This is a genomic window from Segatella copri, assembly GCF_015074785.1.
GTDB lineage: Bacteria > Bacteroidota > Bacteroidia > Bacteroidales > Bacteroidaceae > Prevotella.
The window spans coordinates 3,456,689-3,480,646 of the sequence record NZ_CP042464.1; the positions used below are offsets into that span (position 1 = coordinate 3,456,689).

A 23,958-nucleotide genomic window follows, 5' to 3' on the forward strand; every position below is an offset into this window, starting at 1 on the left:
TCATCGACGTTGAATGTCCGTTCATCGACGTTGAACCGCCATTCATCGACGTTGAACCGCCGTTCAACGTCGATGAACGGAGATTTCATCTGATAGTAAAGACAATTTTATTTGATATAAACAACAAATAATACTGGGAATGTTTGGAATTTCCATCGAAAAGCCTTACCTTTGTTCCCAGCTAAAATGAATGCCTTATGAATATGTTAACAGAACAACAGACAGAAACAAATCAGACAAACGACAGGAAATATCTTGTCCCGTTCATTCTCATTACGTCGCTCTTCTTTTTGTGGGGCTTCGCTCGTGCCATTCTGGATGTACTCAACAAGCACTTCCAGAATGCTCTGCACATCAGTATTACTCATTCCGCCCTTATTCAGGTTACCACCTATCTGGGTTATTTCCTGATGGCAATACCTGCTGGCTTCTTTATCAACCGGTATGGTTATCGCCGTGGCGTGGTCTTCGGTCTGCTCCTCTTTGGTATTGGCGCTTTGCTCTTTATCCCGGGTGCTGCGGTGGGCAGTTTCTCAGCATTCCTGCTCTGCCTTTTCATTATCGGGTGCGGTCTGGTGTTTTTGGAAACAGCCGCCAATCCTTATGTTACCGAACTGGGTGCCAAGGAAACAGCTACCAGCCGACTGAACTTATCGCAGTCGTTTAATGGATTGGGTGGCATTTTCGCCACACTTTGCATCGGTCAGTTCCTCTTCAACCATACCGAAGAGGGCGGCAATGTGGTGGTGCCTTATACCATTCTGGGTATTCTGGTGCTGGTGATAGCTCTGGTCTTCTCGCGTGTAGATTTACCGGAAATCAGTCATGTGGCAACAGCAGAAGATGAAGCAGCCGGTTCTAATATCAGCAAACTCTTTTCCCATCACAAGATGTTTGTGTTTGGACTTCTGGCTTTGCTGAGCTATGAAGTGGCAGAGATTTCAATCAATTCCTATTTCATCAATTTCGTAACGGGCATGAAATGGATGGACGACCGCACGGCTTCCGTAGCCCTGACTTGTGCGCTGGCATTCTTTATGGTAGGCAGATTCCTTGGTTCCTGGATTATGCGCCGAATCAAGGCTACAACGATGTTGCTGATCTGTGCTGTGGGGTGTGTTGTCTGTATACTTTTAGTTCTGTCAAATCTGGGTAAGCTATCGCTGGTAGCCCTGCTTTGCAACTATATGTTCGAGGCCATCATGTTCCCTACCATCTTCAGTATCGCCCTCACGGGTTTGGGCAACCTAACCAAGACAGCCTCTTCGCTTCTGATGATGACGCCAATAGGAGGTTGCGGCTTCCTGTTGATGGGACTCATCGCCGACCGTACTCATTTCACGCTTCCTTTCCTGGTACCGCTCGTAGGATTTGTCATCGTTCTGGCTTATGCGGTTCGTGAATATAAACTTGCCAAGAAGTAACAGACGGTTGGACAGAAAGATGTTAAATTGCTAACTGCGTTTAGCAAAACCTTTATGGTTAGTAGGGTATTGGTACGGAATTAACTTTTTTAACTCGATTGCAACACGAAAAATCGAATTATCATTTTGCTGTCTCAAAAGAAAAAGGTAAATTTGCACTCGGTAAGGAGAGAGCCTCATAAGTTCTACACCTTATTATATATAAAAAAAAGAATGTTTCATTAAACAATAAATTAAGTAAAATTATGGCAGTAGATTACAAGAAAATCGGTCTTGTGAACACTAAGGAAATGTTCGCAAGAGCTATCAAGGGCGGTTGGGCCGTTCCTGCTTTCAACTTCAATAACTTGGAGCAGCTCCAGGCTATCATCCAGGCTTCTTCTACTTTGAAGTCACCAGTTATCCTTCAGGTTTCTAAGGGTGCTCGTAAGTATGCTAACCCTACATTGCTCCGCTACTTGGCTGAGGGTGCTGTAGAGTATGCTAAGGAGTTGGGTTGCAACCATCCTGAGATCGTTCTTCACCTCGATCACGGTGATAGCTTCGAGACATGTAAGAGCTGTGTAGACTTCGGTTTCTCTTCTGTAATGATCGACGGTTCTGCTCTTCCATACGAGGAGAACATCGCTTTGACAAAGAAGGTTGTTGACTACGCTCATCAGTTCGGTGTAACTGTAGAGGGTGAGCTCGGTGTCCTCGCTGGTGTTGAGGATGACGTAGTAGCTGAGGAGTCTCACTATACAAAGCCTGAGGAGGTTGTTGATTTCGCTACACGTACAGGTGTTGATTCATTGGCTATCTCTATCGGTACTTCTCACGGTGCTTACAAGTTCAAGCCAGAGCAGTGCACACGTGACCCTAAGACTGGTCACCTCGTTCCTCCTCCATTGGCATTCGACGTATTGGCAGCAGTTGAGGAGCAGCTTCCTGGTTTCCCTATCGTTCTCCACGGTTCTTCTTCAGTTCCTCAGGAGTATGTTGATATCATCAACAAGTTCGGTGGTAAGTTGCCAGATGCAGTTGGTATCCCAGAGGAGCAGTTGACTAAGGCTTCTGAGAGCGCTGTTTGCAAGATCAATATCGACTCTGACTCTCGTCTTGCTTTCACAGCAGGTGTTCGTGAGACATTGGCTCTTCATCCAGAGTACTTCGACCCACGTCAGTACTGCGGTAAGGCTCGTGAGTACATGGTTGACCTCTATAGCCACAAGATCAAGGATGTTCTTCATTCTGACAACAAGTTGGCTAACCTCGACTAATCTTCGAGATTTTACAACACAAGATATGAGCGGGAATCCGAAAGGGTTCCCGCTTTTGTTTTATCTTTTTTTCGAGATTATACTATCTGTTGTTTTCATTTCCCCTTAGCGTTTCCATGAGCTGTTCTGGTGTACAGTCTTTTAATATCACCTTATTCTCTTTATCCAACAGGTAAATGGTTGGCATGGCTTTGAGCCCGTAAATCGTGCTCAATCGGTTATCTGCTACGATGCGGAGCAGACTGATGCCGTCTGGTATTGTCTGTTTGTCGAGCCATGCAGATATCTTGTGGCAGTTCTCGCAGTCAGGATCGTAGAAATATAAGATAACCTTCTTTTCCCGGTAATCGCTCAACTGATGAGGCTTGCCGTCTTCCAGCATAAAACTGATATTGGTAGCCTGTGTGCCAGGCAAGTTCTTTCTCGCCTGTTTCAGTTTAAATCCTATTCTTTCTTTCTCGGTTTCATCGAAGTATGGCGATTTAGCCATGTCTTCCAGAAATAGGGCATATACCCTGTCGTTGTGCATGGGCGACTCAGGATTCTCATAATAATGCTCGATGAGGCTTTCAAACTTCTCTTTGGATGTCTTCTGCTGGTAAGCTTTGGCGGTAAAGGCAGCAATCCCCTTCTGGGCTATTTCCTGGTCGAAACGTGCCAGAATATCGATGAAGTTGACAAAGCCCTGTTCTGCCATCTCCTTGTTTGCCAGTTCCAGGGTGTCGGAAAAGTTGAAGTTGTCCCAATAGTGCTCGCTCAGGTATGCAGCACGTTGCTCTACGCTTCGCAGACTGTCTGGCAGAGCAGGGTATGGGAAACTGTTCTGAGCCTTGGTTGGGGCTAAGGCTCCAACCAGCATGAAGAAACTGAGGAATATGAATCTTGCCATCATCTTTATATTGGAATTAATGATATTACTAACGGGTGCAAAATTACAAAATAAAATTGAAAGTGGCAAGGTTTTTTATATAAAAATAGTACGCATGATTTATGCTTAAAATCGTTAAAGTTGCACGATTTTCTGATATTTGTACAAGTTTTTCTGATATAATTTGTATTTTTGCAGCCGAAATCAATAATTCCCTTAAAAATGGCAATTTCCTAGAAAAAGAGCCGTTTGACTTACGAAAGTATAAGTAAGATTTAAGAAAATAACCAAAACGAAATGAAACTGAAGAATGACATGGTAAACCTGATTGTGAGGGTAGAGCATCATTTATGCCCTCTATATTGTGGTGTGGTAGACCGCCGACGCATTATCGCCTTTCTACTTCTGACGATAAGCGAGCTGATCATCATACCTTATCATATTATGCTCTTTCTGGTGATGAAAGAATCTTATGGTTTAAGCCTTTGCTGTTTGCATACATTCGTGTTCTGCCTCCTGCAGTTTCTGGTCTGGAAACGGAAGATTGCTTTCGTGAAAGGTATTTCTTCTCTTTACCTTCTGATGTTCGCCAAACTGGCTCTTGATAGCGTATTTTGCATCAATTTCGGTTTGGCTAATGATAATTTGAGCGTTGTCAGCAACCTGTTTGTCGTCTTTATCCTGGCTATTACAGCGTTAAGCCAAGCTTTGTATAAGACTTGTACCATCATCACGGTGGGTATGATACCGATGTTGCTGATATACCTGTTCAGCATTCCGCTTATGTCAGTTCTGTTCAGTCTGAAGACTATTTTCCTGGGTTTCATGATGCTGGTTTATGTGGCAGTATATAATATGAGTATTGTAACCAAGGGGTTACGCCAGCCGAAACGGATGGCTCGGGTTGAAAACAAGGCGTTGAATATGCTTGCCGATTTGAAGGATAATCAACCGGAAGCAGCAGAAAGCCTGATGAAGCGTCTGACTCCTGATGTCCGGGAGAAGATTATTACCCATGCTTCTGAACATCTGTTTAATGAAGAATTGAATAGAGTGGCATGGGATTAGGTTTGTGATGGGCTTACGTTCAGCGAAAAGGAAATATGCAAGCTGATTCTCCAGGGGCGGACTTTAAAGGAAATTTGTGCAGAACTCAATAAGAGTGAATCAAATATCACCAGCCAGCGTTGCCATATCCGCAAAAAGTTGAATATGGACCGTCGCGATGATTTGAGGAGAACCTTGGAAGTAAGGTTCTATGATGCGCAGAAACAAGTAAAAAAGTCAGAAGCCGAGAACTCCTGACTTTTATGGATATTCTTATTTCTTGATCATTATTCTTCCAATCTGAGAAATGCTTTCGGAAGATACTGGATAATGTCGCTGGCGATGAGGCTTTCTTTGCCCAGATCTTTAGCAGCAAGATCGCCAGCCAGACCATGAAGATGCATACCCAGGCGACAGGCATCTTCCTGTTTGTATCCTCTTGCCAGAAGACCGGTGATGATACCTGTCAGTACATCACCGCTGCCTGCTGTAGCCATACCGCTGTTGCCCGTACTGCAGAAGTCAATCTTCCCGTCAGGGTGGCAGAGTGCAGAATAATGTCCCTTTAATATAATGTATGCCTGGAGGCGTTCAGCCAGTTCGCTTGCCTTCAGCAGTCTTTCGGTACAGCTGCTGCTCGCATTGCCGGCAAGCCGGTCGAACTCCTTCGGATGGGGTGTCATGATGATATTCTTTGGCAACTGCTGCATCCACGCCCTGTGGCTGGAAAGAATATTGAGCGCATCGGCATCAATGACGAGCGGACAGGTAGCACGGCGCAGTTGGGCGATGAGGGCGATGGCTGTTGTTTCGTTCTGTCCCAATCCGGGACCTACGCCCAGCGCATCGAACATCTCTGTATCTACCGGTTCGCTGAATATGGTTTCTTCAGCATCCATCTGCAGTACCGCTTCAGGTACCGAAATCTGCATGATTTCATAATTCCGTTTTGGGGTATGGGCTGTAACCTTGCCCGCACCTGTTCTCAGACAAGCCTTGGTGGCTAATACAGAAGCGCCGCTCATGCCGTAACTTCCCGCTATGAGCAGCGCATTACCCATGCTGCCTTTATGGGCAAAGTCGCTGCGCGATTTCAGGAGCGGACGGATGTCGTTCTCTTCGAGTATGCGGCACCGGCATTCCGTATTCTGGATGAATTCCTGGGAAAGTCGGATGTCGAGAACGCGCAGTCTGCCCAGGTACTGCTGGTTATCCGCCATCAGCATCGACAGTTTCTTCTGCTGCAGGGTAAGGGTCAGACTGGCACGGATGATGTTGGCATGGATATTATAGGAATTGTCCTCGGTCATCAGTCCCGAAGGGATATCGATGCTTACTACCTTGGCAGGACTCTGGTTGATATATTTCACCATCGCGGCGAATCCGCCAGCCAATGGTTTGTTGAGCCCGCTTCCAAAGAGTCCGTCCACCACCAGCGTTTCTGCATTGAGCTTAGGAGGGTCCAGGTTAGTGGTAATCTCAGTAAATTTCACTCTCTTTGCATCCAGCAGACGCTTCTTGTTGGCAAGACAGTCTGCCGACAGTTTATTCTGCACATTAAAGAGGTATACACTTACATCATATCCATCCTCGCTGAGCATTCTCGCCACAGCAAGCGCATCGCCGCCGTTATTTCCCGGACCGGCGAAAACGACCACTGGAGTGCGGTTAGACCATTCCTCTTCTATGGCACGTGTCAGCGCTTTGGCTGCACGTTCCATCAGGTTGAGCGAACTGATAGGTTCGTGCTCAATGGTATATTTATCTAACTCATGAATCTGAGCGCTTGTGAAAATCTTCATATTATCTGATAATCTTAGTATTATCTGCGCGAACTGTCGTGATAATTTGTCAACTCATGCAGATAAACGGTTATTTTCATGCAAAAGTACAAAAAATAGTTGATGAAAGCACGAAGTTTCATGTTTTTTTCGTAATTTTGCAGAAAATATTATTATAGAACAGACTATGAGCATAGTAAAGATCAAGGATAAGAGCTTCAAGACATCGATTCCTGAGGCTGAGATTCTGAAGAAAGTACAGGTCGTAGCAGACCGTCTGAACAAGGATTATGCAGGCAAGAAACCTGTCTTCCTGGCAGTATTGAACGGCGCATTTATCTTTGCAGCCGACTTGATGCGAATGATTACCGTGCCAAGCGAGATTTCATTCGTGAAGTATGCTTCTTACGAGGGTACCTCCTCTACGGGCAGCATGAAGACCCTGATGGGTTTGAACCAGGATTTGGCAGGCCGCCACGTGGTTATCGTAGAGGACATCGTAGATTCCGGTTTCACCATGGCTCACATGATTGAAGACCTGAAGAAGCTGAACCTAGCCAGCGTTGAGGTTTGTTCCCTCCTCGTGAAACCAGGCAACTTGAAGGTTGATCTTGATATCAACTATGCTGTTATGGAAATCCCTAACGATTTCATCGTAGGATATGGATTGGATTATGACCAAGAAGGCAGAAACCTCCGCGACATCTACACCATTGTAGAAGAATAGGGGGTGAAGCATGTGGGAGAAAATAAGTGATTATTGCTTGGATGTCTCCAAGTACTTCTTGACTGCTGTATTTGTCGCATCTTTAATGGTGGATTTGGGTGAAATGCGGTGGTTGCTTTATGCAATTAGTGGCGTTTTGGCAACAATCTTCTTTTGTGCAGGTTTGTTCTTCATATCCAAAAGTAAGGATGAGAAAGAAAGGAAGTATAAAACAACTCGAAAGTATAACAATAAAAATAGGAGGACATAAAATGGATGCATTATTTTTCTTAGGCGTTGTAACAGTTCTCTTTGGAATTGTTTTTGCAGTTCTTTTGTCTCCAAAGGGGCAGAAGTGGGTTAATAAATATAGTTAAGTTTCTGACACAACATAAATATTTTATATATATATTAAGGTAAAAATGAAAAATATCGTAATTTTCGGCGCTCCAGGTGCAGGTAAAGGCACACAGAGCGACAAGATGATCGAGAAGTATGGTCTCGGTCACATTTCTACAGGTGACGTACTTCGTAACGAAATCAAGAACGGTACAGAACTTGGTAAGACAGCTAAGGGTTATATCGACAATGGTCAGTTGATTCCAGACGAGTTGATGATCGACATCCTCGCAAGCGTATACGATAGCTTCGGTAAGGATCACGCTGGTGTTATCTTCGATGGTTTCCCACGTACCACTCCACAGGCTGAGGCTCTGAAGAAGATGCTTTCTGAGCGTGGTCATAAGATTGCTGCGATGATTGAGTTGGCTGTTCCTGAGGATGAGCTGATGGCTCGCCTGATTAACCGCGGTAAGGAAAGCGGCCGTTCTGATGATAACGAGGAGACTATCAAGAAGCGTCTCAATGTTTATCATACACAGACTGCTCCGCTCATCGACTGGTATGAGAAGGAAGGCATTCATCACCACATCGAGGGTCTCGGTACTGTAGATGAAATCTTCGCTCGTGTTTGCAATGTAATCGACAACTTGTAATCAAGATAAAGAATCTTCCCCGCTATGGTGGGGAAGATTTATTCATTAAATAAAAAGAAAAGAATAAATGGCTGAATCCAATTTCGTAGACTACGTAAAGATACAATGCCGCTCTGGTAAGGGTGGCAAGGGCTCCATGCACCTGCGCCACGTAAAGTACCAGCCTAACGGCGGTCCTGACGGTGGCGACGGCGGACGTGGAGGAAGCATCTATCTCCGCGGCAACCATAACTACTGGACGTTGCTGCACCTCAAGTATCAGCGCCACTTCTTCGCCGAGCATGGTGGAAACGGTGGCCGTGATAAGTGTCATGGAACCGATGGCAAGGATATTTATATCGATGTGCCTTGCGGTACCGTGGTATATAATGCCGAAACAGGCAAGTTTGTATGCGATGTGGCTTATGACGGGCAGGAAGTTCTGCTCCTCAAGGGCGGTCGTGGCGGATTGGGCAACTTCCAGTTCCGCACTTCTACCAACCAGGCTCCTCGCTATGCGCAGCCGGGCGAACCTATGCAGGAGATGACCATCATCATGGAGCTCAAGCTCCTTGCCGATGTAGGTCTGGTAGGTTTCCCTAATGCCGGTAAGTCAACTTTGCTGAGTGCCGTATCAAGTGCCCGTCCTAAGATTGCAAACTATCCGTTTACTACGCTCGAACCATCGCTGGGTATCGTAGATTATCGCGATCACCAGAGTTTTGTCATGGCTGATATTCCTGGCATCATCGAGGGTGCGAGCGAAGGAAAAGGTTTGGGCTTGCGATTCCTCCGTCATATTGAGCGCAACTCTCTGCTGCTCTTCATGGTTCCGGGCGATACTGACGACATCAAGAAAGAATATGAAGTATTGCTGGGCGAACTGGAGAACTTTAATCCTGAGATGCTCGACAAGCATCGCGTGCTGGCTATCACCAAGTGTGATCTGCTCGACGAAGAACTGATTGAAATGCTCAAGGAAACCTTGCCTACCGATCTTCCGGTGGTCTTCATCTCGTCTGTTACCGGACAGGGTATCCAGGAACTGAAGGATGTGCTCTGGAAGGAACTCAATTCTGAGAGCAACAAGCTTCAGGAGATTACTGCAGAAGATACGCTTGTTCACCGTGACAAGGATATGTCTCGCTTCCAGCAGGAACTGGCTGCAGAGGGCGAGGATGTAGTAGAATATATTGATGAGGATGAAATCGAGGATGTTGACGACCTCGATGATTTCGAATACGAGTAAATGTTATGATAAAAGAATATCAGGTAGCCGCTGGTGTCATGGCTTTCTCTACTACCCGCAAGGGTGGAGTGAGCCAGGGCAACTATAGCGAATTCAATATCAACGAATATTGCGGCGATTTTGCCGAGCATGTTGCAGAGAACCGCAAGCGTCTGGCTGCTGAGCTCGGTATCACTACCGACCATATCATCATGCCCCATCAGGTGCATGGAGTAGAGGTGCGCAATATTGCCGGCGAGTTTCTCACCATGCCTGAGAATATCCGCAAGATGGTGCTCGAAGGTGTAGATGCCGTGATGACTGACCAGAAAGGTGTATGTATCGGTGTTTCTACTGCCGATTGCATCCCTGTGCTTCTTTATGATGAGGAGCATCATGCTGTGGCTGCCATCCATGCCGGCTGGCGTGGTACGCTGGCTCGCATCGTGCATAAAACCATTCAGGAGATGGCGTTTACCTATCATACCGACCCGAAGAAGTTGAAGGCGGTGATAGGTCCGGGCATTTCGCTCGACCATTTCGAGGTGGGCGATGAGGTTTACGAGGCGTTCGAGCAGGCAGCTTTCCCTATGGAAGAGATTGCCGAACAGCGTCCTAATGCCGCCTTCTCGGTTGATCCTGCTGAGCGTGAGCGCCTGGCAGCTGAGGGTAATATCGTGCAGCCGCTGAAATGGCATCTCAATCTTCCGCTCTGCAACAGACAGATTCTTCTGCATTGTGGAGTGGCCGAAGAGAATATCCAGGATTGTGGCATCTGTACCTTTGCCCACAGCGATGAGTACTTCTCTGCCAGAAAGCTGGGTATCGAGAGTGGCAGAATCTATACAGGCATCATGTTGACGTAAAAGCCTGGTAGCAGGTAAGTATCAGATAGTTTTCAAGATAACATCCATTTTTCCTTTTCTGTAAGAACGGAGAGGGAGAAATGGATGTTTTTCAGTTAATAGTTTATAGTTAATAGTTTATAGAATATTTTGAAAATCAGAAAGAAAAAGTAAATAATGAAAAGAATGAAAAAAGGATTGCGGCTATTGGCTGTGGCAGGACTCATGGTGTTCTCGCTGAGCAGCTTTATGCCCGCTAAAAATGTATTCACGGCAGCCGAACAGCAGCAGGTGAGTATTGCAACACCCGGTCTCTTTGCCCAGAGTCAGGCATTTAATGTAGACTTTGAGATATTCCGTGCTAAGGAATATTCCTTCCCGCTTCCTGTGGGCAAAGCAACCCTTCTGAACAATCATGTGTTGCGTATCTCTACCTCTAAAGGCGATGCTGTCAAGGCGATGCTCGAAGGTTATGTGCGACTTTCCAGAAAGTCGGAATCAATGGGTAATGTCATCGTGGTGCGCCACGATTGCGGTCTGGAAACCGTTTATGCCAACAATGCCGAGAACCTGGTAAAGGTAGGACAGCATGTGGATGCCGGACAGACGATTGCCATTGTAGGCTCTAAGGAGGGTGAAACTTATTGCGACTTCTCTATCATGGTGAATGGCGGTAGGTTGAATCCGGAAACTTTCATAGAGTTGAAATCGCATAAGTTGCGCCGCCAGACCGTGCAGTTCCGCAAGCATGGTGCCCGTGTCATCGCTTCGGTTATCGGTGGCAAGGATTCTTCTGTAGGAAGAAATGCTGAGGCTGACAAGGAGGCATCTGGCAAGAAAAAGGGTGGAATAGGCGATGGAATGACGCTCGACCCTGATGAGGTTCATGATCCGTTTACCATTACCAATACTTTCGAGCTTGATTTGGAGAAGATAGAAAAGACAGCCTGGGCTTATCCTTTGCCGGGTGCCAAGGTAATCAGTCCTTATGGTGGCAAGCGCCGCCATTCGGGTGTTGACCTCAAGACGTGCCCGAATGATGAGATAGTGGCTGCCTTTGACGGTACGGTCGTTGCATCAGGCCCCTTCTATGGTTACGGCAACTGCATCCGTATCAAGCATGCTTATGGTTTCGAGACGCTCTACAGTCATCAGAGCAAAAACAAGGTGAAGAAGGGGGATAAGGTAAAGGCTGGTCAGGTAATCGGTTTGACGGGCCGCACCGGTAGGGCTACCACAGAGCACCTCCATTTCGAGGTTAGCTTTGGCGGTAGACGACTGGACCCAGCCATCATTTATGACCACGGCAAGCATCAATTGAAGCCTGTAACCCTTCATCTAACGAAGGGCAGGGGCGTTAAGAGTGTAAAGAACCGATAGCCGTTTTACTCTTCACCTGGAATTTGATGACTGTTTAAGAAGAACAGCCCACTAGCAATACGCTTGCTAGTGGGCTGTCTTACTTATACCAGTATGCTGTCTTTCGCTTGCCAGTACTCTATTCATGGCTCCCATTATCAGAAAACAGTTCGCCCGTGCGCTGTTATCATACAGCACACGGGCGAAACATGTATTTATGATAGAGAAGTATTATTTCTTCTTCTGGGATTTACGATTGGCTCTCTGCTGGCGATACTTTGCCTTCTGACGGGCAGAGCCACTACCGTGAGCACCCGTTATGTACTTTTTCTTCTTGGCTTTGGTCTTCACCTTGTCGTCGTCATCCTTCTTAGGACCACCGCCGCCTTTGAAGACCATACCGCCCATGATAATATCGTCAATGTCGCTCATATACCTTAATTATATAATAAATTAGTGATGGAAGAGGCGAACGTGAGTAAACGCCATAGCGATGCCGTACTTGTCGCAGGTATCAATAACATGATCGTCACGGATACTACCGCCTGCTTCTGCTATGTATTCAACACCACTCTTGTGAGCACGCTCAATATTGTCGCCGAATGGGAAGAAAGCATCACTACCTACAGATACACCCTTGTTCTGTGCAATCCAAGCCTTCTTCTCCTCGCGGGTCAATGGCTCTGGCTTCTCAGTAAAGAACTGCTCCCAAACGCCGTCCTGCAATACATCCTCCCACTCATCAGATATGTAGACATTGATGGTATTGTCGCGGTCGGCACGACGGATCTTCTCCTTGAAAGGCAGGTTCATCACCTTAGGACACTGGCGCAACCACCACTCATCAGCCTTAGAACCAGCCAGACGGGTACAGTGGATACGGCTCTGCTGACCGGCACCGATACCGATAGCCTGACCATCCTTTACGTAGCATACAGAGTTACTCTGAGTATACTTCAAAGTGATGAGCGAGATAATCAGATCGCGCTTAGCCTCAGGAGTGAAAGTCTTGTTCTTGGTAGGAACATCCTCGAAGAGAGCAGGATCATCGAGCTTCACCTCGTTGCGTCCCTGTTCGAAGGTAACACCGAACACCTGCTTGCGCTCGATAGGAGCTGGCACATAGTCTGGATCAATCTTGATAACGCAGTAGGTACCCTTGCGCTTCTCCTTCAGAACCTCGATAGCCTCAGGAGTATAGCCTGGAGCAATGACACCATCGCTCACCTCACGCTTGATGAGGAGGGCTGTAGCCTCGTCGCATACATCGCTCAGCGCAACAAAGTCGCCATAAGAGCACATGCGGTCAGCGCCACGCGCACGAGCATAGGCACAAGCCAATGGAGAAAGCTCAAACTTGACATCATCAACGAAGTAAATCTTCTTCAATGTGTCGCTCAGAGGCAAGCCGATAGCTGCACCGGCAGGAGAAACGTGTTTGAAACTAGCGGCAGCAGGCATTCCTGTAGCAGCCTTGAGCTCCTTGACCAATTGCCAGGAATTGAAGGCATCCAGGAAGTTGATGTAGCCAGGACGGCCGTTGATCACTTCGATAGGAAGCTCCCTTCCGTCATCCATATAGATGCGAGAAGGTTTCTGATTTGGATTACATCCGTACTTAAGTGCTAATTCTTTCATCTTCTAAGAAATGTATTTTGGAATTTGGCGCAAAGTTACAAAAAATGATTGAGATATTGGACTTCTGTTTCGTAAAAAGCCCTAAAAAACAGCATTTTTATGATATAAAACATTTTTTTTACCCCAAAACATAAAAAAGTCGGGAAAAATGTACTCTGTTTCATTCTTTTTCAGTACTTTTGCTTCCAGTTAGTAAATATGAGAGGATTGTTATGAAACAGGATTTGAAAGTCCTTGCTGAACACATAGAAAAGAAGGTTGGCAAGGCACATGTTTTCCACAAAATGTGGGATGTTTTGAAAGGGAAGGAGAAGCCTTCTCGCCAGACTTTGGACAAGTTGGCGCTGCTTGCCGGTTTCCAGAGTTGGGATGATTTCCAAGGTGCTTTACACGGCACGGAGGATGGGCTCGTGAATTATGATGCGGGCGAAAAATAAAAGAATGGAACATGGTTGGTTTAGCTGTCAACCATGATTGGTTTGACGTTTTTTGTTAAAATTGTAGATATAAAAAGGGAACCCTGTCGTGAGACAAGATTCCCTTTATTTTTTTTTCTGATTAGGTCTCCTAAGAAAAATTATTCTGCACCCTTAGCTACAGTCTTCTTCTCAGCGATACGAGCCTTCTTACCAGTAAGCTTACGCAAGTAATACAACTTAGCGCGACGAACCTTACCATGCTTGTTCACCTCGATAGAATCGATAGCTGGTGACTCGATAGGGAAGATACGCTCAACACCTACAGTACCAGACATCTTGCGAACTGTAAAACGCTTCTTGTCACCATGACCAGAGATCTTGATAACAACACCACGATAGAGCTGGATACGCTCCTTAGTACCCTCGACGATTTTGTAAGCGACTGTGATAGTATCACCTGCCTTGAACTCAGGGAACTTCTTGCCGGTTGCAAATGCTTCTTCAGCAACTTTAATCAAATCCATTTTTTGTATAAAATTAAAAATTGTTTGTCGTTCCAACGCAACATGGACTTGGACAACACTTCTGCCCAGACAACAGCGGTTACGCCGAAAAGCGGGTGCAAAGTTACTACTTTTTCTTGTATCTCGCAAATTTTCAGTCACTTTCTTCACTTTTTCCCTTTGTTTTTTTGTTTTCTTTACTTCTGCAATGGAATTTTCTTGCCGATTTTGCCGATTTCGCCGATTTATTTTGTATCTTTGCGCTCTAAAAGTATTTAGTGTATTAAGTATGAAGAAAAAAAATAGTATCAAGATTTACCTTGCTTCGGCAGTCATGCTGCTGGTGGCAAGTCCGGCTTTCGCCCAGAAATACAAGGTGGCGAAGGTGGAGAGAACCCGAATATTGGTTGATCAGAAATGGGATGCACAGCCTGATGCTGAGGCTGCCCGGTTTATCGCTCCTTATAAGAGTAGGGTAGATAGTATCATGGGTCCTGTTGTAGGTCATATTGCTCATGATATGACCCGTCACCGTCCGGAGAGCGAACTCAGTAACTTGCTCTGTGACATCCTGGTATGGGGTGGCAAGCAGTTTGAAGAACAGCCTCTTTTCGCTGTTTACAATATGGGTGGCATCCGTTCCAATCTTGCCAAGGGCAAGGTTACTGTAGGCGATGTAAACGATATGGCTCCTTTCGAGAACAAAATCTGTTTCCTGACCCTGAAGGGCGATAAGGTTCTGGAGCTTTTCCAGCAGATAGCTCATCGTGGCGGCGAAGGCTTGAGCCATGCCGTAAGAATGGTTATCACCAAGGATGGCAAGCTGAAGAGCGTTACGCTGAACGGTGAACCTGTTGATCCGGAGAAGAGTTACCGCGTTGCAACCCTCGATTATCTTGCCGAAGGTAATGACCAGCTCGTAGCCTTCAAGAGCGGAACCGATGTCTTTGCTCCTAAGCAGAAAGAGAACAATGTGCGCTACATCATCATGAATTATTTCCGTGAGATGCAGGCACAGGGCAAGGTGGTGGAATCTAAGATTGAAGGCCGCTGCGTGGTAGAATAGTTAATAGTTGATAATTCTGATGAAACATACATTATTATATATAGGTCTGGCTCTGGCATCCTTCATGATGCAGCCAGCCGAAGTACAGGCTAAAGCTAAGAAAGAGGCAAAGGTGGTAAAGCAGCTCGTAGTGCTCCATACCAACGATACGCATTCATGCGTAATGCCCATCAATCCGAATCTCGCAGATACCGCTACTGCCAATCGTGGCGGTTTCCTGCGTAGGGTGGCGATGATCAAGCAGGAGCGTAAGGCGAATCCCGACTTGCTGCTCTTTGACAGTGGCGATTTCTCGCAGGGTTCACCTTATTACTCTCTCTTCAAGGGAGATGTGGAAGTAGGACTGATGAACGAGATGAAATATGATGCTGCTACCATCGGAAACCATGAGTTTGATTTCGGAATAGACAACATGGTGCGCATCTTCAAGATGGCGAAGTTTCCTATCGTCTGCTCCAACTATGATTTCACTGGTACCGAACTGGCAAATATTGTAAAGCCTTATACCATTATCAGGCGCAAAGGACTGAAGATTGGCGTTTTCGGCTTGTGTCCGGAACTTGCCGGTCTGGTAACAGAAGCCAACTATGGCTGCATCAAGTATCTCGATCCTATCGCCAAGGCAAAGGAAATGACAGAGATATTGAAGAAGAAAGAGAAGTGTGATGTCATCATCTGTATCTCCCACCTGGGCTGGAAGATAGATGGCATCGACGATTCTGAGGTAGCCCCAGCCACCCGTGACATCGACCTGATACTGGGCGGGCATAGCCATACCTACTTCAAGCAGTTGGAGTATCTGAATAATCTCGATGGCAAACCGGTGCCAATCGACCAGAACGGCAAGAGCGCCATCTGGGTAGGAAAAATGACATTGGATATTGTGAAGAATAAATAAAAAAAAGGTTGATACCAGGCAAAACGCGAGGTATCAACCTTTTCTTTTATTATCTATTCCTAAAACGTTAATCTTTTCTCAAATCCTTATTCCTTGTTGGAAGAAGCATAGAGACCGATGCAGGCACCGAGGAAGCCACCGCTCTTCTGGGTGCTCAGGTTAGATGCATCTACACCCTTGGCAAGAAGCTGCCAGTTGCCGCCTTCTTCAGCATAATAGAAATCATAATATCTATCATGACCTTCTACCTTCAGCTTCAGCTTACCGCCCTTGATAGGAGCAGAGGCGATAGTTACGTTGTTCTTCTCGGCACGGGTCAGGGTAATCATCAGCTTGCCATTCTTCATGGTCTTACCCAATACGAAGTTGTGGTCTTCCTTCTGGAGAAGTGCCAGACCAGCGATGTCCTTGTCGTTGCGAGGAGTGAAGTTGATTTCAGTCTCTGCTGTGAATGTTCCGTGCTGCTGACGTGCCCAGATGGCAGACATCGGTTCACGCTTGTAGATATTGCCTGGCAGGAGATTGAACTTCAGTTTGCCGTTTTCTACCTTGTAGCAATCTGTAAAGTCGCGGAGGAACATCCAGCGTGGATTTAACTCCTTCAGACCCGCCTTATTGTTATCAACTTCGAAGTTATCCACATAAGAGAAGTTGCCTGAGAACTCATTCTTTGCGGCAGGCTTCAAACCAGCCTTCTCTCCAACGGTAGAGATAGGAGTATTCTTGGCAAGAATCTCTGGCCATCCATTCTTCCAGGTTACAGGCAGGAGATAAGTATCGCGACCTGTGTTGTACATATCCTCTTCATAAGGACGGCAAGCCAGGAATACAGCCCACCAGTTACCCTTGCCATCTTCTACGATGTCGGCATGACCTGCACTGGATACTGGGTCCTTGCGGTTAGGGTCGAGACCGGTACGCTGGGTAAGGATAGGGTTGTTAGGGCATTCCTCCCATGGTCCCATCGGATTCTTGGCACGCAGGATAACCTCGCTGTGCCATCCGCCTGTACCACCTTCTGCACACATCAGATAATAGAACTTGCCCTTCTTGAAGAGGTGAGGACCCTCAATCCAGATAGGACGTGCCTCTACATGGGTTCCGCCACGCAGAATCTCCTTGAAGTCGCCCTTAATACTGTCGCCCTTCACATCGAATTCGAAGCAGCGGATAGAGCGCTGACCTTCGTAATCGGCACCGCCAACTACCGGACCGTTGTGAACGATGTAGCCCTTGCCGTTGTCATCGAAGAAGAAGCTAGGGTCGATGCCGTCAATCTTCTTCAGATAGATAGGCTCGCTCCAGCCTTTGGAAGGATCTTTTGATTTTACAAAGAAGTTGCCGGCTCCCACATTGGTGGTAATCATATAGAAAGTCTTGTTCTTCTTGTTATAGCTGATGGCTGGTGCGAAGATACCGCCTGATACGTGCTGGCCCTTCAATGGAACCTGTGATTGGCGGGTGAGCACATGACCGGCTGGCTGCCAGTTAACCAGGTCTTTACTGGTTGAGAGAGGTACACCTGGGAAGAAGGTAAACGAAGAGTTTACCAGATAGTAGGTGTCACCTGCGCGACAGAGTGATGGGTCTGGATAGAAACCAGCCAGTACCGGGTTGTAATACTGGTGAGTCTTGTCGATTTCAACATTGAAGCGAGCGTCATTTCCCGCATACTTGAAATAGTCAAACTCTGCTGTCTGCGCCTGTGCAGCGGCTGCAAGCGTCAGGGAAAGCGATAAGATTGCAATTTTCTTCATTTTATTATTGGGTTTAAAATTACAGAATGAGTATCTGAACTCATGGCTGAAACATGTATTCAGAATTCTGCTGCAAAGTTACCGCTTTCCTTTTAAATATACCCCCACAGAATGTTACCAACACTTTGCGAGGTGTTTCATAAACATCTCGATTTGTAACAAATACTTTATTTCTGGAAACATCTGGCCTTTTCTGCAGTGAAAAGGCTAGATTTTCCGGTGTGCCTGCATATAATCGCGAGGCGAAGAGCCATAAAAGTTCTTGAACATGGTGCTGAAGCTGGCTGGGTTGGAGAAACCACAGGCATACATGATGTCTGTTATCGTCTTATTAGAGTGACTCAGCAACTTTTCGGCATACTGCAGACGGGTATTGCGGATGAAGGCGTGTGGCGTCTGGTTGGTCAGTTCCTTCATTCGGCGGTGCAGATGCACACGGCTCAGTCCTACTTCGCGGGCAATCATATCCACACTCAGGTCCTCATTATCCATGTTATCATTGATTACCTTCATCACCTGTTCCATCAGCTGGTCTTTTGGCGACAGGTCTTTTTCTATCGCGAGTTGCCTGTCGCTCTGGCTCTCGTTGCCCATAAACTTGTTTTTCAAAGTACGGCGCACGTTGAGCAGGTTGATGATGGTGCGGCGCAGAATGTCCATATTGAACGGCTTCACCAAATAGGCATCGGCACCCGACTGCAAACCGGTCAGCTGGTCTTCCTCTCTGCTCATCGCTGTGAGCAGAATCACCGGAATGTGGTTGGTGTTCACATTGTTCTTGATCTTGGTACAGAGCGTGTTTCCGTCCATTTCTGGCATCATGATGTCTGAGATAACGAGGTTTGGCTTCTGCTTGATAATCTCCGGCAGCGCCTCCTTTCCGTTGCAGAAGGTAAGGATATTGTAGGTTTCCTGTAGTTGGGTCTTCAGAAAATTACGTATAGCCTCATCGTCTTCTACCACAGCGATGGTGCTCTTTGCCTTGCTCTTGAAATCTTCTTCGGCGTCATTGGCTGTATCGGCAGCATTCTCTTCGTTTCCTTCCTCCATGTTTTCTTCCAGTTCCTTGATGTCTTCAGCAGTCTGTGGCTCCGGTGCATCTATCATTTCTTCCGGTTTCAGATGCTCGTTGCCCAGAGGCAGCGTGATGAGGAACTGGCTTCCTTCCTTCCAGTCGGCTTCATCAAGTGTCTTGTTGTTGGCAGCTGTAATGGTTCCGTAGTGCAGTTCCACGAGCGAGCGGGTCAGGTCGAGACCGATTCCCGTACCTACATTCCGGTCATTAGAAGTGGTGGTACTCTGATAGAAGCGCTGGAAGATTGTTTCGAGTTTTTCCTCTTGAATGCCCTTGCCGCTATCCTTGATGGCTATGCGGACATGATGAGGCGAGTGGGAGAGGGTGATACGGATTCTGCCGCCTGTCGGTGTAAACTTGAAGGCGTTTGACAGGACATTCATCAATACCTTGTCAAAGTTGTCGCGGTCTATCCATACCGGGAGTGTTTCATCTTCGTGCTCAAAGGTGAATTGGATGCTCTTGGCCACCGCTTGCTGGCAGAAGAGTTTGTATTCATCGCCAATGAATGCAACCATATCGGTTTTGCTCATGTGCATCACCATCTGTCCCTTGTCAATCTTTCTCAGGTCCATCATCTGGTTAATCAGGTGCAGGATTCGTTCCGAGTTCTTGCGCATCATATCGTAGATGCCCTGTCGGTGAGCGTCTTTGTCTTCCTTAATCAGCGTGAACAGCGGAGTGAGGATAAGAGTCAATGGGGTACGGATTTCGTGGCTGATGTTCATGAAGAACTTCAGTTTTGCTTCGCCCATCTCTTCCGCATGGATATGCTGCTGCAATATGAGCTGGTCTTCTATCTTGCGTTTGCGGTGCTTGATATAGAGCAGACAGAGCCCCAGGAAGGCTAGCAGATAGCAGAGTCTTGCCCAGATGCTGGCATACCAGGCTGGGTGAACGATGATGGAGAACTCCTTGACAGGGGTTTCGTATCCGTTGCAGATGGCCTTGACACGGAACTTATAGGTGCCTGCTGGCATGTGTGAGAATGACAGCTCGTTCATGCCAGACTGTATGGTTCGCCAATCCTCACCATTGATGCTGTAGGCGTAACTGATCTGCTCTACATTATTATATGTAAGAGTAGACAGTTGGATGGTGAAGGTGTTGTCTTCATGAGATAAGGAGAACTTGTCGCTGTTATATACCCCTTTATCTGTAATGGTGTAGATGCCCGATTCCATATCCCGGTATACAGGTTTGTTGTCCACAAGAAGTCCTGATATGGTAACTTTTGCCTGCCAAGGATGTTGTTTCACCTTGTCTGTATCAAACCAGTTGATACCGCCTGTTCCACCCATTACCAGCATCTTTCCTCCCCAGAGTGTGCAGGCTGCTGCATCGCTGAACTCATTACTCTGTAAGCCATTGTCCGAGAAGTACTTGTTGATGGTACCTTTTTCTGTATTTACCTGGTTTAAACCACAGCTAGTTCCTATCCAGATTCTGCCCTTGTAATCTTCTATAATGCTGGCTACGCTGTTGTCTGAAAGTCCAAGTTCTGTGTTATAAATCTTCGGATGAGCATATCCCTTCTTCGGATCATAGCAGATTGCGCCGTCTTCAGTGCCAAACCATACGCGATTCTTGCTGTCAGAATAAACGCAATGTGAGAAACAGCCCTTGTTCAGACAGTTGACGCCACCGAAAGTGGAAGTCCAGCTATTCTTCTGCTGGTCATAGCAAGCCAGGCCTACAGAAGTGGCAACGAAAATCCGCTTACCATCTTTGGAGATGCTGAGTTTCACGAGGTAATCGTTAGGAATACTGTTCTTTTTCAGGTTGTTGTCGGCACCATATAGTGCTTTCCATTGCTTGATGCTTCCATCTGGAGAAAGGCGGAAAAGTCCTTCGCCCATGGTGGCAAACCAGACATTTCCCTGTGGGTCTTCCTGGATATCAAAGATGCCCGCCTGGTTTCCAATGCCTAGGCTGAATGGATGGAAAGACCCCCCCGCATCTATAAATCCGATGCCGTCAGTATAGGTTCCTACCCATGTTCTGCCTTTCTTGTCTTTGCAGAGTGCCAGTACCGTGGTGTTGCTTAATAAATGGCTGTTGATGCTACCGGTTTTTATGTCAAAGAGGTAAAGACCATCCTTGTCGGTGCCCACCCAGACTTGATTGCCCTGGTTGGCACACAGACTTGTGATGCTGTTTTCGCCTATCACATTGCGGTTGCCCAAACGGTAGCCCATATAGTTGAAATCGCATTGAGCCTGCGACTGCATGAATACGCCCTTCTGGAGCATACTCACCCAGATGTTTCCCGTAAAATCTTCTATAATGCTGGTAATCTTGCACTTGGCAAGATTTACTTCACGGCTGAACAGAGGATTATTTTGCAAGAATCCTGTTACAGGATTATACACGAAGATACCCATACCATCGCAACCGATAAACAAGCGCTGGTCGCGGCTGATATAGATGTTGTCAATAGGAAGATTGCCTATGCCGGCTATCTTGGTGAAGATGGTTGAACCTGCCTTGAGAAGGTAAATACCATCATTCTTGGTAGCAAGATAAATGTTGCCCTTGTTGTCTTGCCTGATATCTTTTGCTTCCAGCGTTTCTGCTCCAGGAATCTGTTTGGTCAGTTTCCCTTTCTTGTCGGCACGGTATAGTTTGCCGTTCTCCAGGATAATCCAAAGTCTATCCTGTTTATCTTCCAGAATCTTATGTATGAATTTCAGGTTCTCCACTTCGCCCTTCATAGCATAGCATACTTCTGCATTTTCTTTCTTGAGCATAATTCCATATCCCGATGTAACTACGGCAATATCGTTGTTTTTCAGACGATAAACCTGGGTTACATAGGTGCTGAAAGGCTGGTTCTTGGAGTCGAGCAGCGGAATATTGGCAAAACTCTTTCCATTATATAAAAGGAGAGAGTTGTTTGTACCCAACAGAATATGCCCCTGGATATCTTGGGTAATACAGTTGATGTAATTGCTGCTCAGTCCTCTGTCGTCTTCCTTGGTTTTTCTGATGGTCGTAAAGTTATAGCCATCATAGATATTCAAGCCGTTACGGGTGGCAATCCAAATGAAACCATTTGAATCCTGGAACACCTGAGTGGCAAGGTTGCTCGAAAGCTGGTTGTCTGAATTGAAAAGTTTTCCTCGCTGCGCCATCATGTTCTGCGCAGTGAGACAGAAGATAAACATCAGTAAAAGACCGATGTATCTCATTGTTCTGAGGTTTGATTTCATGGAAATCATCATGATTCTTGGTTTCATTGTCTTTTGGCTTTTTTATATTCGTTTGCAAAAATACGAAATAAATGGGAGAATAAAGCATGGTAAAGTATGTTTTTTATAAGTTTATGCTAAAAAGATGTTAAAATGTTACGTAGGGTAAAGATAATGTTACATGTGGTACAAGGGAAAAACTATTGGTTACTTATCATAAAGTATATATAAAAGATTAGGAGTATCTTTGCATCGGTTTTTAAAGAAGTATATTTCAGAACATTTAGGTTAGTTAGGTTTATACATAATAGGTTTGTAGATAGGTTTAGAATTTCTAAAAGATTTTGATATTATGGTTTTTATATAGAATCATGATTAATTGGTTTTCGGGAATGGTGCGTAGTGATTACGCGCCATTCTATTTTAAAAGACCAGCATCCTTTTCTGTAAACTGGAACCTGGCAATCCTTCATGAAAAAATAAAGTGACTGACAAATAATGATAAATCTAAAAATAATTATAACAATGAACAGAAAGAAATTGTTAATATCACTCGCTATGGCTATGCTGTCAATGGCGGGACAGGCTGCCGATAATCTGCCGGCACTTCGTGTGCAGGGTAAGAATCTAGTAGATGCCAATGGTAAAACTGTGGTTCTTCATGGTGTGATGGACACGCCTAACAGATACTTCAACGGCAATCGTTGGGGCACGGGTGGATATACTTACAGCGACATTAAACCTTGTCTCAATTATTTCGAGAAGATGTTTACCGCCATCACTGACAAGGAGCAGGGAGCTTATTGCACCGTCTTCCGTCTGCACATGGACCCATGCTGGACCAACTATAATGCGCCAGCAGGAACGGGTGAAAACAATATCCAGTATTTTAGTGAGACTCGATACGAGACATTCTTGAGCAAACTTTATGTCAAGCTTGTGGAGAAAGCCTTGGCTCATGGACTATATGTAATCGTTCGCCCTCCTGGCGTTTGTCCACAGAATATCAAGGTGGGAGATGAGTATCAGGCTTATCTGAAGAAGGTGTGGAATCTCTTCGCTTCCAATGCCACCATCCAGAAGAATGCCGGACAGGTGAGCATCGAGCTAGCCAATGAGCCTATTAATGTGTTGCTGGCAAATGGCTCTCAATCAGACAAGGCTCTCCATGATTTCTTCCAGCCTGTGGTGGATGAGATTCGTGCCACTGGCTTCAAGGGTATTATCTGGGTGCCAGGTTCTGGCTATCAGAGCAACTATGTGGGCTATTCCAAATATCCTATTACCGATAAGGAGAACAATTTCTCTTATGCCGTGCATGTTTATTCCGGATGGTATGGAAATATGACCGATAAGAATTGCAATCACGATGCTTTCATCCGCAACTTCAAGAGTCAGGTGCCGATGGTAGAGACGAAACCTATCATGGTAACGGAGATAGACTGGAGTCCGGAAGATCCGGACAAGAAGAACGAAGGTCACTACAATGAGTGGGGAGAGTGGACGCAACCTAACCTGGGAAGCTGGGCAACAGCATCAACTTCGAAATGGGGATTGGCATGGAAGGCAGTTCACGACCACTTTGGCAATATCGGAATGACGATTACCCATCCACAGGAATATTACGATATTGATGAATATCTTAAAACGGGCAAGGTGATTCCAGGTTTCCAGAATGCCAAGAAGCACGGATTGTTTGAAGAATGTTGCGGTTATGCCTGTATGAACTGGTATAAAGAATGGTATTTGAAACAAAATACAACAGGAATTAAACAAACAGAAACCCAGGCAGACGTGGTTTCCACCTTATATTATAATATAGAAGGAAAAGAGGTAGAAAAGCCAACTGCTGGTGTTTATATAATAAAACAACTGTTAAGTAATGGAAAAATACGTTCTCGCAAGGTTTTTCTAAAATGA

21 protein-coding genes and 1 pseudogene are annotated in these 23,958 nt (G+C 46.0%); 15 read left to right on the forward strand and 7 right to left on the reverse strand.

Going from position 1 to position 23,958, the window contains the following annotated elements:
* Positions 1-197 precede the first annotated feature (197 nt).
* Complete coding sequence (locus FO447_RS14280) at positions 198-1,424, forward strand: sugar MFS transporter (RefSeq protein WP_118140338.1); 1,227 nt, start codon at positions 198-200, stop codon at positions 1,422-1,424.
* Positions 1,425-1,669: 245 nt separating this feature from the next.
* On the forward strand, positions 1,670-2,683 hold the full coding sequence (locus FO447_RS14285; RefSeq protein ID WP_117727205.1) for a class II fructose-bisphosphate aldolase: 1,014 nt from the start codon (positions 1,670-1,672) through the stop codon (positions 2,681-2,683).
* Between the two features lie 82 nt (positions 2,684-2,765).
* Here the strand turns inward: FO447_RS14285 and FO447_RS14290 are convergent, their stop codons facing one another.
* Positions 2,766-3,575: a DUF5106 domain-containing protein gene (locus tag FO447_RS14290; protein ID WP_234699012.1), complete on the reverse strand. Its 810-nt coding sequence runs from the start codon at positions 3,573-3,575 to the stop codon at positions 2,766-2,768.
* 273 nt (positions 3,576-3,848) lie between these two features.
* Between FO447_RS14290 and FO447_RS14295 the strand changes: the two genes are divergently transcribed.
* The gene (locus FO447_RS14295) at positions 3,849-4,619 is read left to right on the forward strand and encodes a hypothetical protein (RefSeq protein ID WP_200756918.1); all 771 of its coding nucleotides are present in this window, start codon (positions 3,849-3,851) and stop codon (positions 4,617-4,619) included.
* Positions 4,620-4,643: 24 nt separating this feature from the next.
* Positions 4,644-4,856, forward strand: a pseudogene (locus FO447_RS16295) (helix-turn-helix transcriptional regulator); the annotation flags it as partial.
* Positions 4,857-4,885: 29 nt separating this feature from the next.
* Here the strand turns inward: FO447_RS16295 and FO447_RS14305 are convergent.
* Positions 4,886-6,400, reverse strand: coding sequence for an NAD(P)H-hydrate dehydratase (locus FO447_RS14305; RefSeq protein ID WP_200756921.1), 1,515 nt, complete (start codon positions 6,398-6,400; stop codon positions 4,886-4,888).
* 166 nt (positions 6,401-6,566) lie between these two features.
* Between FO447_RS14305 and hpt the strand changes: the two genes are divergently transcribed.
* From hpt to FO447_RS14335, 7 genes are all read left to right on the forward strand, one after another.
* Positions 6,567-7,106: a hypoxanthine phosphoribosyltransferase gene (gene hpt, locus FO447_RS14310; protein ID WP_200756922.1), complete on the forward strand. Its 540-nt coding sequence runs from the start codon at positions 6,567-6,569 to the stop codon at positions 7,104-7,106.
* Between the two features lie 10 nt (positions 7,107-7,116).
* Entirely contained in the window at positions 7,117-7,356 is a 240-nt protein-coding gene (locus FO447_RS16300) for a DUF6722 family protein (RefSeq protein WP_117727200.1), read from the forward strand.
* Positions 7,295-7,462 (forward strand): hypothetical protein, encoded by a 168-nt coding sequence (locus FO447_RS14315; RefSeq protein ID WP_153084623.1) that lies wholly within the window; start codon positions 7,295-7,297, stop codon positions 7,460-7,462. The genes FO447_RS16300 and FO447_RS14315 overlap by 62 nt, the downstream gene beginning before the upstream one ends.
* Before the next feature lie 45 nt (positions 7,463-7,507).
* Positions 7,508-8,080, forward strand: coding sequence for an adenylate kinase (locus FO447_RS14320; RefSeq protein WP_022122168.1), 573 nt, complete (start codon positions 7,508-7,510; stop codon positions 8,078-8,080).
* Positions 8,081-8,147: 67 nt separating this feature from the next.
* The gene (gene obgE, locus FO447_RS14325) at positions 8,148-9,308 is read left to right on the forward strand and encodes a GTPase ObgE (RefSeq protein WP_118064531.1); all 1,161 of its coding nucleotides are present in this window, start codon (positions 8,148-8,150) and stop codon (positions 9,306-9,308) included.
* Between the two features lie 5 nt (positions 9,309-9,313).
* The gene (pgeF, locus tag FO447_RS14330) at positions 9,314-10,153 is read left to right on the forward strand and encodes a peptidoglycan editing factor PgeF (protein ID WP_200756923.1); all 840 of its coding nucleotides are present in this window, start codon (positions 9,314-9,316) and stop codon (positions 10,151-10,153) included.
* 165 nt (positions 10,154-10,318) lie between these two features.
* Positions 10,319-11,512 (forward strand): peptidoglycan DD-metalloendopeptidase family protein, encoded by a 1,194-nt coding sequence (locus tag FO447_RS14335; protein WP_200756924.1) that lies wholly within the window; start codon positions 10,319-10,321, stop codon positions 11,510-11,512.
* A gap of 210 nt (positions 11,513-11,722) precedes the next feature.
* Here FO447_RS14335 and FO447_RS14340 read toward each other — a convergent pair whose 3' ends face one another.
* Positions 11,723-11,923: a hypothetical protein gene (locus tag FO447_RS14340; RefSeq protein ID WP_006848784.1), complete on the reverse strand. Its 201-nt coding sequence runs from the start codon at positions 11,921-11,923 to the stop codon at positions 11,723-11,725.
* A gap of 21 nt (positions 11,924-11,944) precedes the next feature.
* Positions 11,945-13,129 (reverse strand): phosphoribosylaminoimidazolecarboxamide formyltransferase, encoded by a 1,185-nt coding sequence (locus tag FO447_RS14345; RefSeq protein WP_118064527.1) that lies wholly within the window; start codon positions 13,127-13,129, stop codon positions 11,945-11,947.
* A gap of 212 nt (positions 13,130-13,341) precedes the next feature.
* Here FO447_RS14345 and FO447_RS14350 point away from each other — a divergent pair, with 212 nt between their 5' ends.
* Positions 13,342-13,566: a hypothetical protein gene (locus tag FO447_RS14350; protein ID WP_022122172.1), complete on the forward strand. Its 225-nt coding sequence runs from the start codon at positions 13,342-13,344 to the stop codon at positions 13,564-13,566.
* Positions 13,567-13,706: 140 nt separating this feature from the next.
* On the opposite strand, the gene rplS is transcribed toward FO447_RS14350, so the two are convergent.
* On the reverse strand, positions 13,707-14,072 hold the full coding sequence (gene rplS / locus FO447_RS14355; protein ID WP_117727195.1) for a 50S ribosomal protein L19: 366 nt from the start codon (positions 14,070-14,072) through the stop codon (positions 13,707-13,709).
* A gap of 268 nt (positions 14,073-14,340) precedes the next feature.
* On the opposite strand from rplS, the gene FO447_RS14360 reads away from it, so the two are divergent.
* Positions 14,341-15,117, forward strand: a complete 777-nt coding sequence (locus FO447_RS14360; RefSeq protein WP_200756926.1) for a 5'-nucleotidase C-terminal domain-containing protein — start codon at positions 14,341-14,343, stop codon at positions 15,115-15,117.
* A 64-nt stretch (positions 15,118-15,181) separates the two neighbouring features.
* Positions 15,182-16,015: a bifunctional metallophosphatase/5'-nucleotidase gene (locus tag FO447_RS14365; RefSeq protein ID WP_437182703.1), complete on the forward strand. Its 834-nt coding sequence runs from the start codon at positions 15,182-15,184 to the stop codon at positions 16,013-16,015.
* 86 nt (positions 16,016-16,101) lie between these two features.
* On the opposite strand, the gene FO447_RS14370 is transcribed toward FO447_RS14365, so the two are convergent.
* Together FO447_RS14370 and FO447_RS14375 are read right to left on the reverse strand one after the other, a co-directional pair.
* Positions 16,102-17,772, reverse strand: coding sequence for a glycoside hydrolase family 43 protein (locus FO447_RS14370; protein WP_200756930.1), 1,671 nt, complete (start codon positions 17,770-17,772; stop codon positions 16,102-16,104).
* 207 nt (positions 17,773-17,979) lie between these two features.
* Complete coding sequence (locus FO447_RS14375) at positions 17,980-22,086, reverse strand: hybrid sensor histidine kinase/response regulator transcription factor (RefSeq protein WP_234699013.1); 4,107 nt, start codon at positions 22,084-22,086, stop codon at positions 17,980-17,982.
* 477 nt (positions 22,087-22,563) lie between these two features.
* Here FO447_RS14375 and FO447_RS14380 point away from each other — a divergent pair, with 477 nt between their 5' ends.
* Positions 22,564-23,958 (forward strand): cellulase family glycosylhydrolase, encoded by a 1,395-nt coding sequence (locus tag FO447_RS14380; protein ID WP_200756932.1) that lies wholly within the window; start codon positions 22,564-22,566, stop codon positions 23,956-23,958.

What these genes read in the sequence shown, in the direction of transcription:
- hpt (WP_200756922.1), top strand. Translation starts at nt 6,567, where the DNA reads ATGAGCATAGTAAAGATCAAGGATAAGAGCTTCAAGACATCGATTCCT.
- FO447_RS14295 (WP_200756918.1), top strand. Translation starts at nt 3,849, where the DNA reads ATGAAACTGAAGAATGACATGGTAAACCTGATTGTGAGGGTAGAGCAT.
- FO447_RS14365 (WP_437182703.1), top strand. Translation starts at nt 15,182, where the DNA reads ATGATGCAGCCAGCCGAAGTACAGGCTAAAGCTAAGAAAGAGGCAAAG.
- FO447_RS14320 (WP_022122168.1), top strand. Translation starts at nt 7,508, where the DNA reads ATGAAAAATATCGTAATTTTCGGCGCTCCAGGTGCAGGTAAAGGCACA.
- FO447_RS16300 (WP_117727200.1), top strand. Translation starts at nt 7,117, where the DNA reads ATGTGGGAGAAAATAAGTGATTATTGCTTGGATGTCTCCAAGTACTTC.
- FO447_RS14340 (WP_006848784.1), bottom strand. Translation starts at nt 11,923, where the DNA reads ATGAGCGACATTGACGATATTATCATGGGCGGTATGGTCTTCAAAGGC.
- FO447_RS14305 (WP_200756921.1), bottom strand. Translation starts at nt 6,400, where the DNA reads ATGAAGATTTTCACAAGCGCTCAGATTCATGAGTTAGATAAATATACC.
- pgeF (WP_200756923.1), top strand. Translation starts at nt 9,314, where the DNA reads ATGATAAAAGAATATCAGGTAGCCGCTGGTGTCATGGCTTTCTCTACT.
- FO447_RS14375 (WP_234699013.1), bottom strand. Translation starts at nt 22,086, where the DNA reads ATGAAACCAAGAATCATGATGATTTCCATGAAATCAAACCTCAGAACA.
- FO447_RS14370 (WP_200756930.1), bottom strand. Translation starts at nt 17,772, where the DNA reads ATGAAGAAAATTGCAATCTTATCGCTTTCCCTGACGCTTGCAGCCGCT.
- FO447_RS14280 (WP_118140338.1), top strand. Translation starts at nt 198, where the DNA reads ATGAATATGTTAACAGAACAACAGACAGAAACAAATCAGACAAACGAC.
- FO447_RS14290 (WP_234699012.1), bottom strand. Translation starts at nt 3,575, where the DNA reads ATGATGGCAAGATTCATATTCCTCAGTTTCTTCATGCTGGTTGGAGCC.
- FO447_RS14315 (WP_153084623.1), top strand. Translation starts at nt 7,295, where the DNA reads ATGAGAAAGAAAGGAAGTATAAAACAACTCGAAAGTATAACAATAAAA.
- FO447_RS14335 (WP_200756924.1), top strand. Translation starts at nt 10,319, where the DNA reads ATGAAAAAAGGATTGCGGCTATTGGCTGTGGCAGGACTCATGGTGTTC.
- FO447_RS14285 (WP_117727205.1), top strand. Translation starts at nt 1,670, where the DNA reads ATGGCAGTAGATTACAAGAAAATCGGTCTTGTGAACACTAAGGAAATG.
- FO447_RS14350 (WP_022122172.1), top strand. Translation starts at nt 13,342, where the DNA reads ATGAAACAGGATTTGAAAGTCCTTGCTGAACACATAGAAAAGAAGGTT.
- rplS (WP_117727195.1), bottom strand. Translation starts at nt 14,072, where the DNA reads ATGGATTTGATTAAAGTTGCTGAAGAAGCATTTGCAACCGGCAAGAAG.
- FO447_RS14380 (WP_200756932.1), top strand. Translation starts at nt 22,564, where the DNA reads ATGAACAGAAAGAAATTGTTAATATCACTCGCTATGGCTATGCTGTCA.
- obgE (WP_118064531.1), top strand. Translation starts at nt 8,148, where the DNA reads ATGGCTGAATCCAATTTCGTAGACTACGTAAAGATACAATGCCGCTCT.
- FO447_RS14360 (WP_200756926.1), top strand. Translation starts at nt 14,341, where the DNA reads ATGAAGAAAAAAAATAGTATCAAGATTTACCTTGCTTCGGCAGTCATG.
- FO447_RS14345 (WP_118064527.1), bottom strand. Translation starts at nt 13,129, where the DNA reads ATGAAAGAATTAGCACTTAAGTACGGATGTAATCCAAATCAGAAACCT.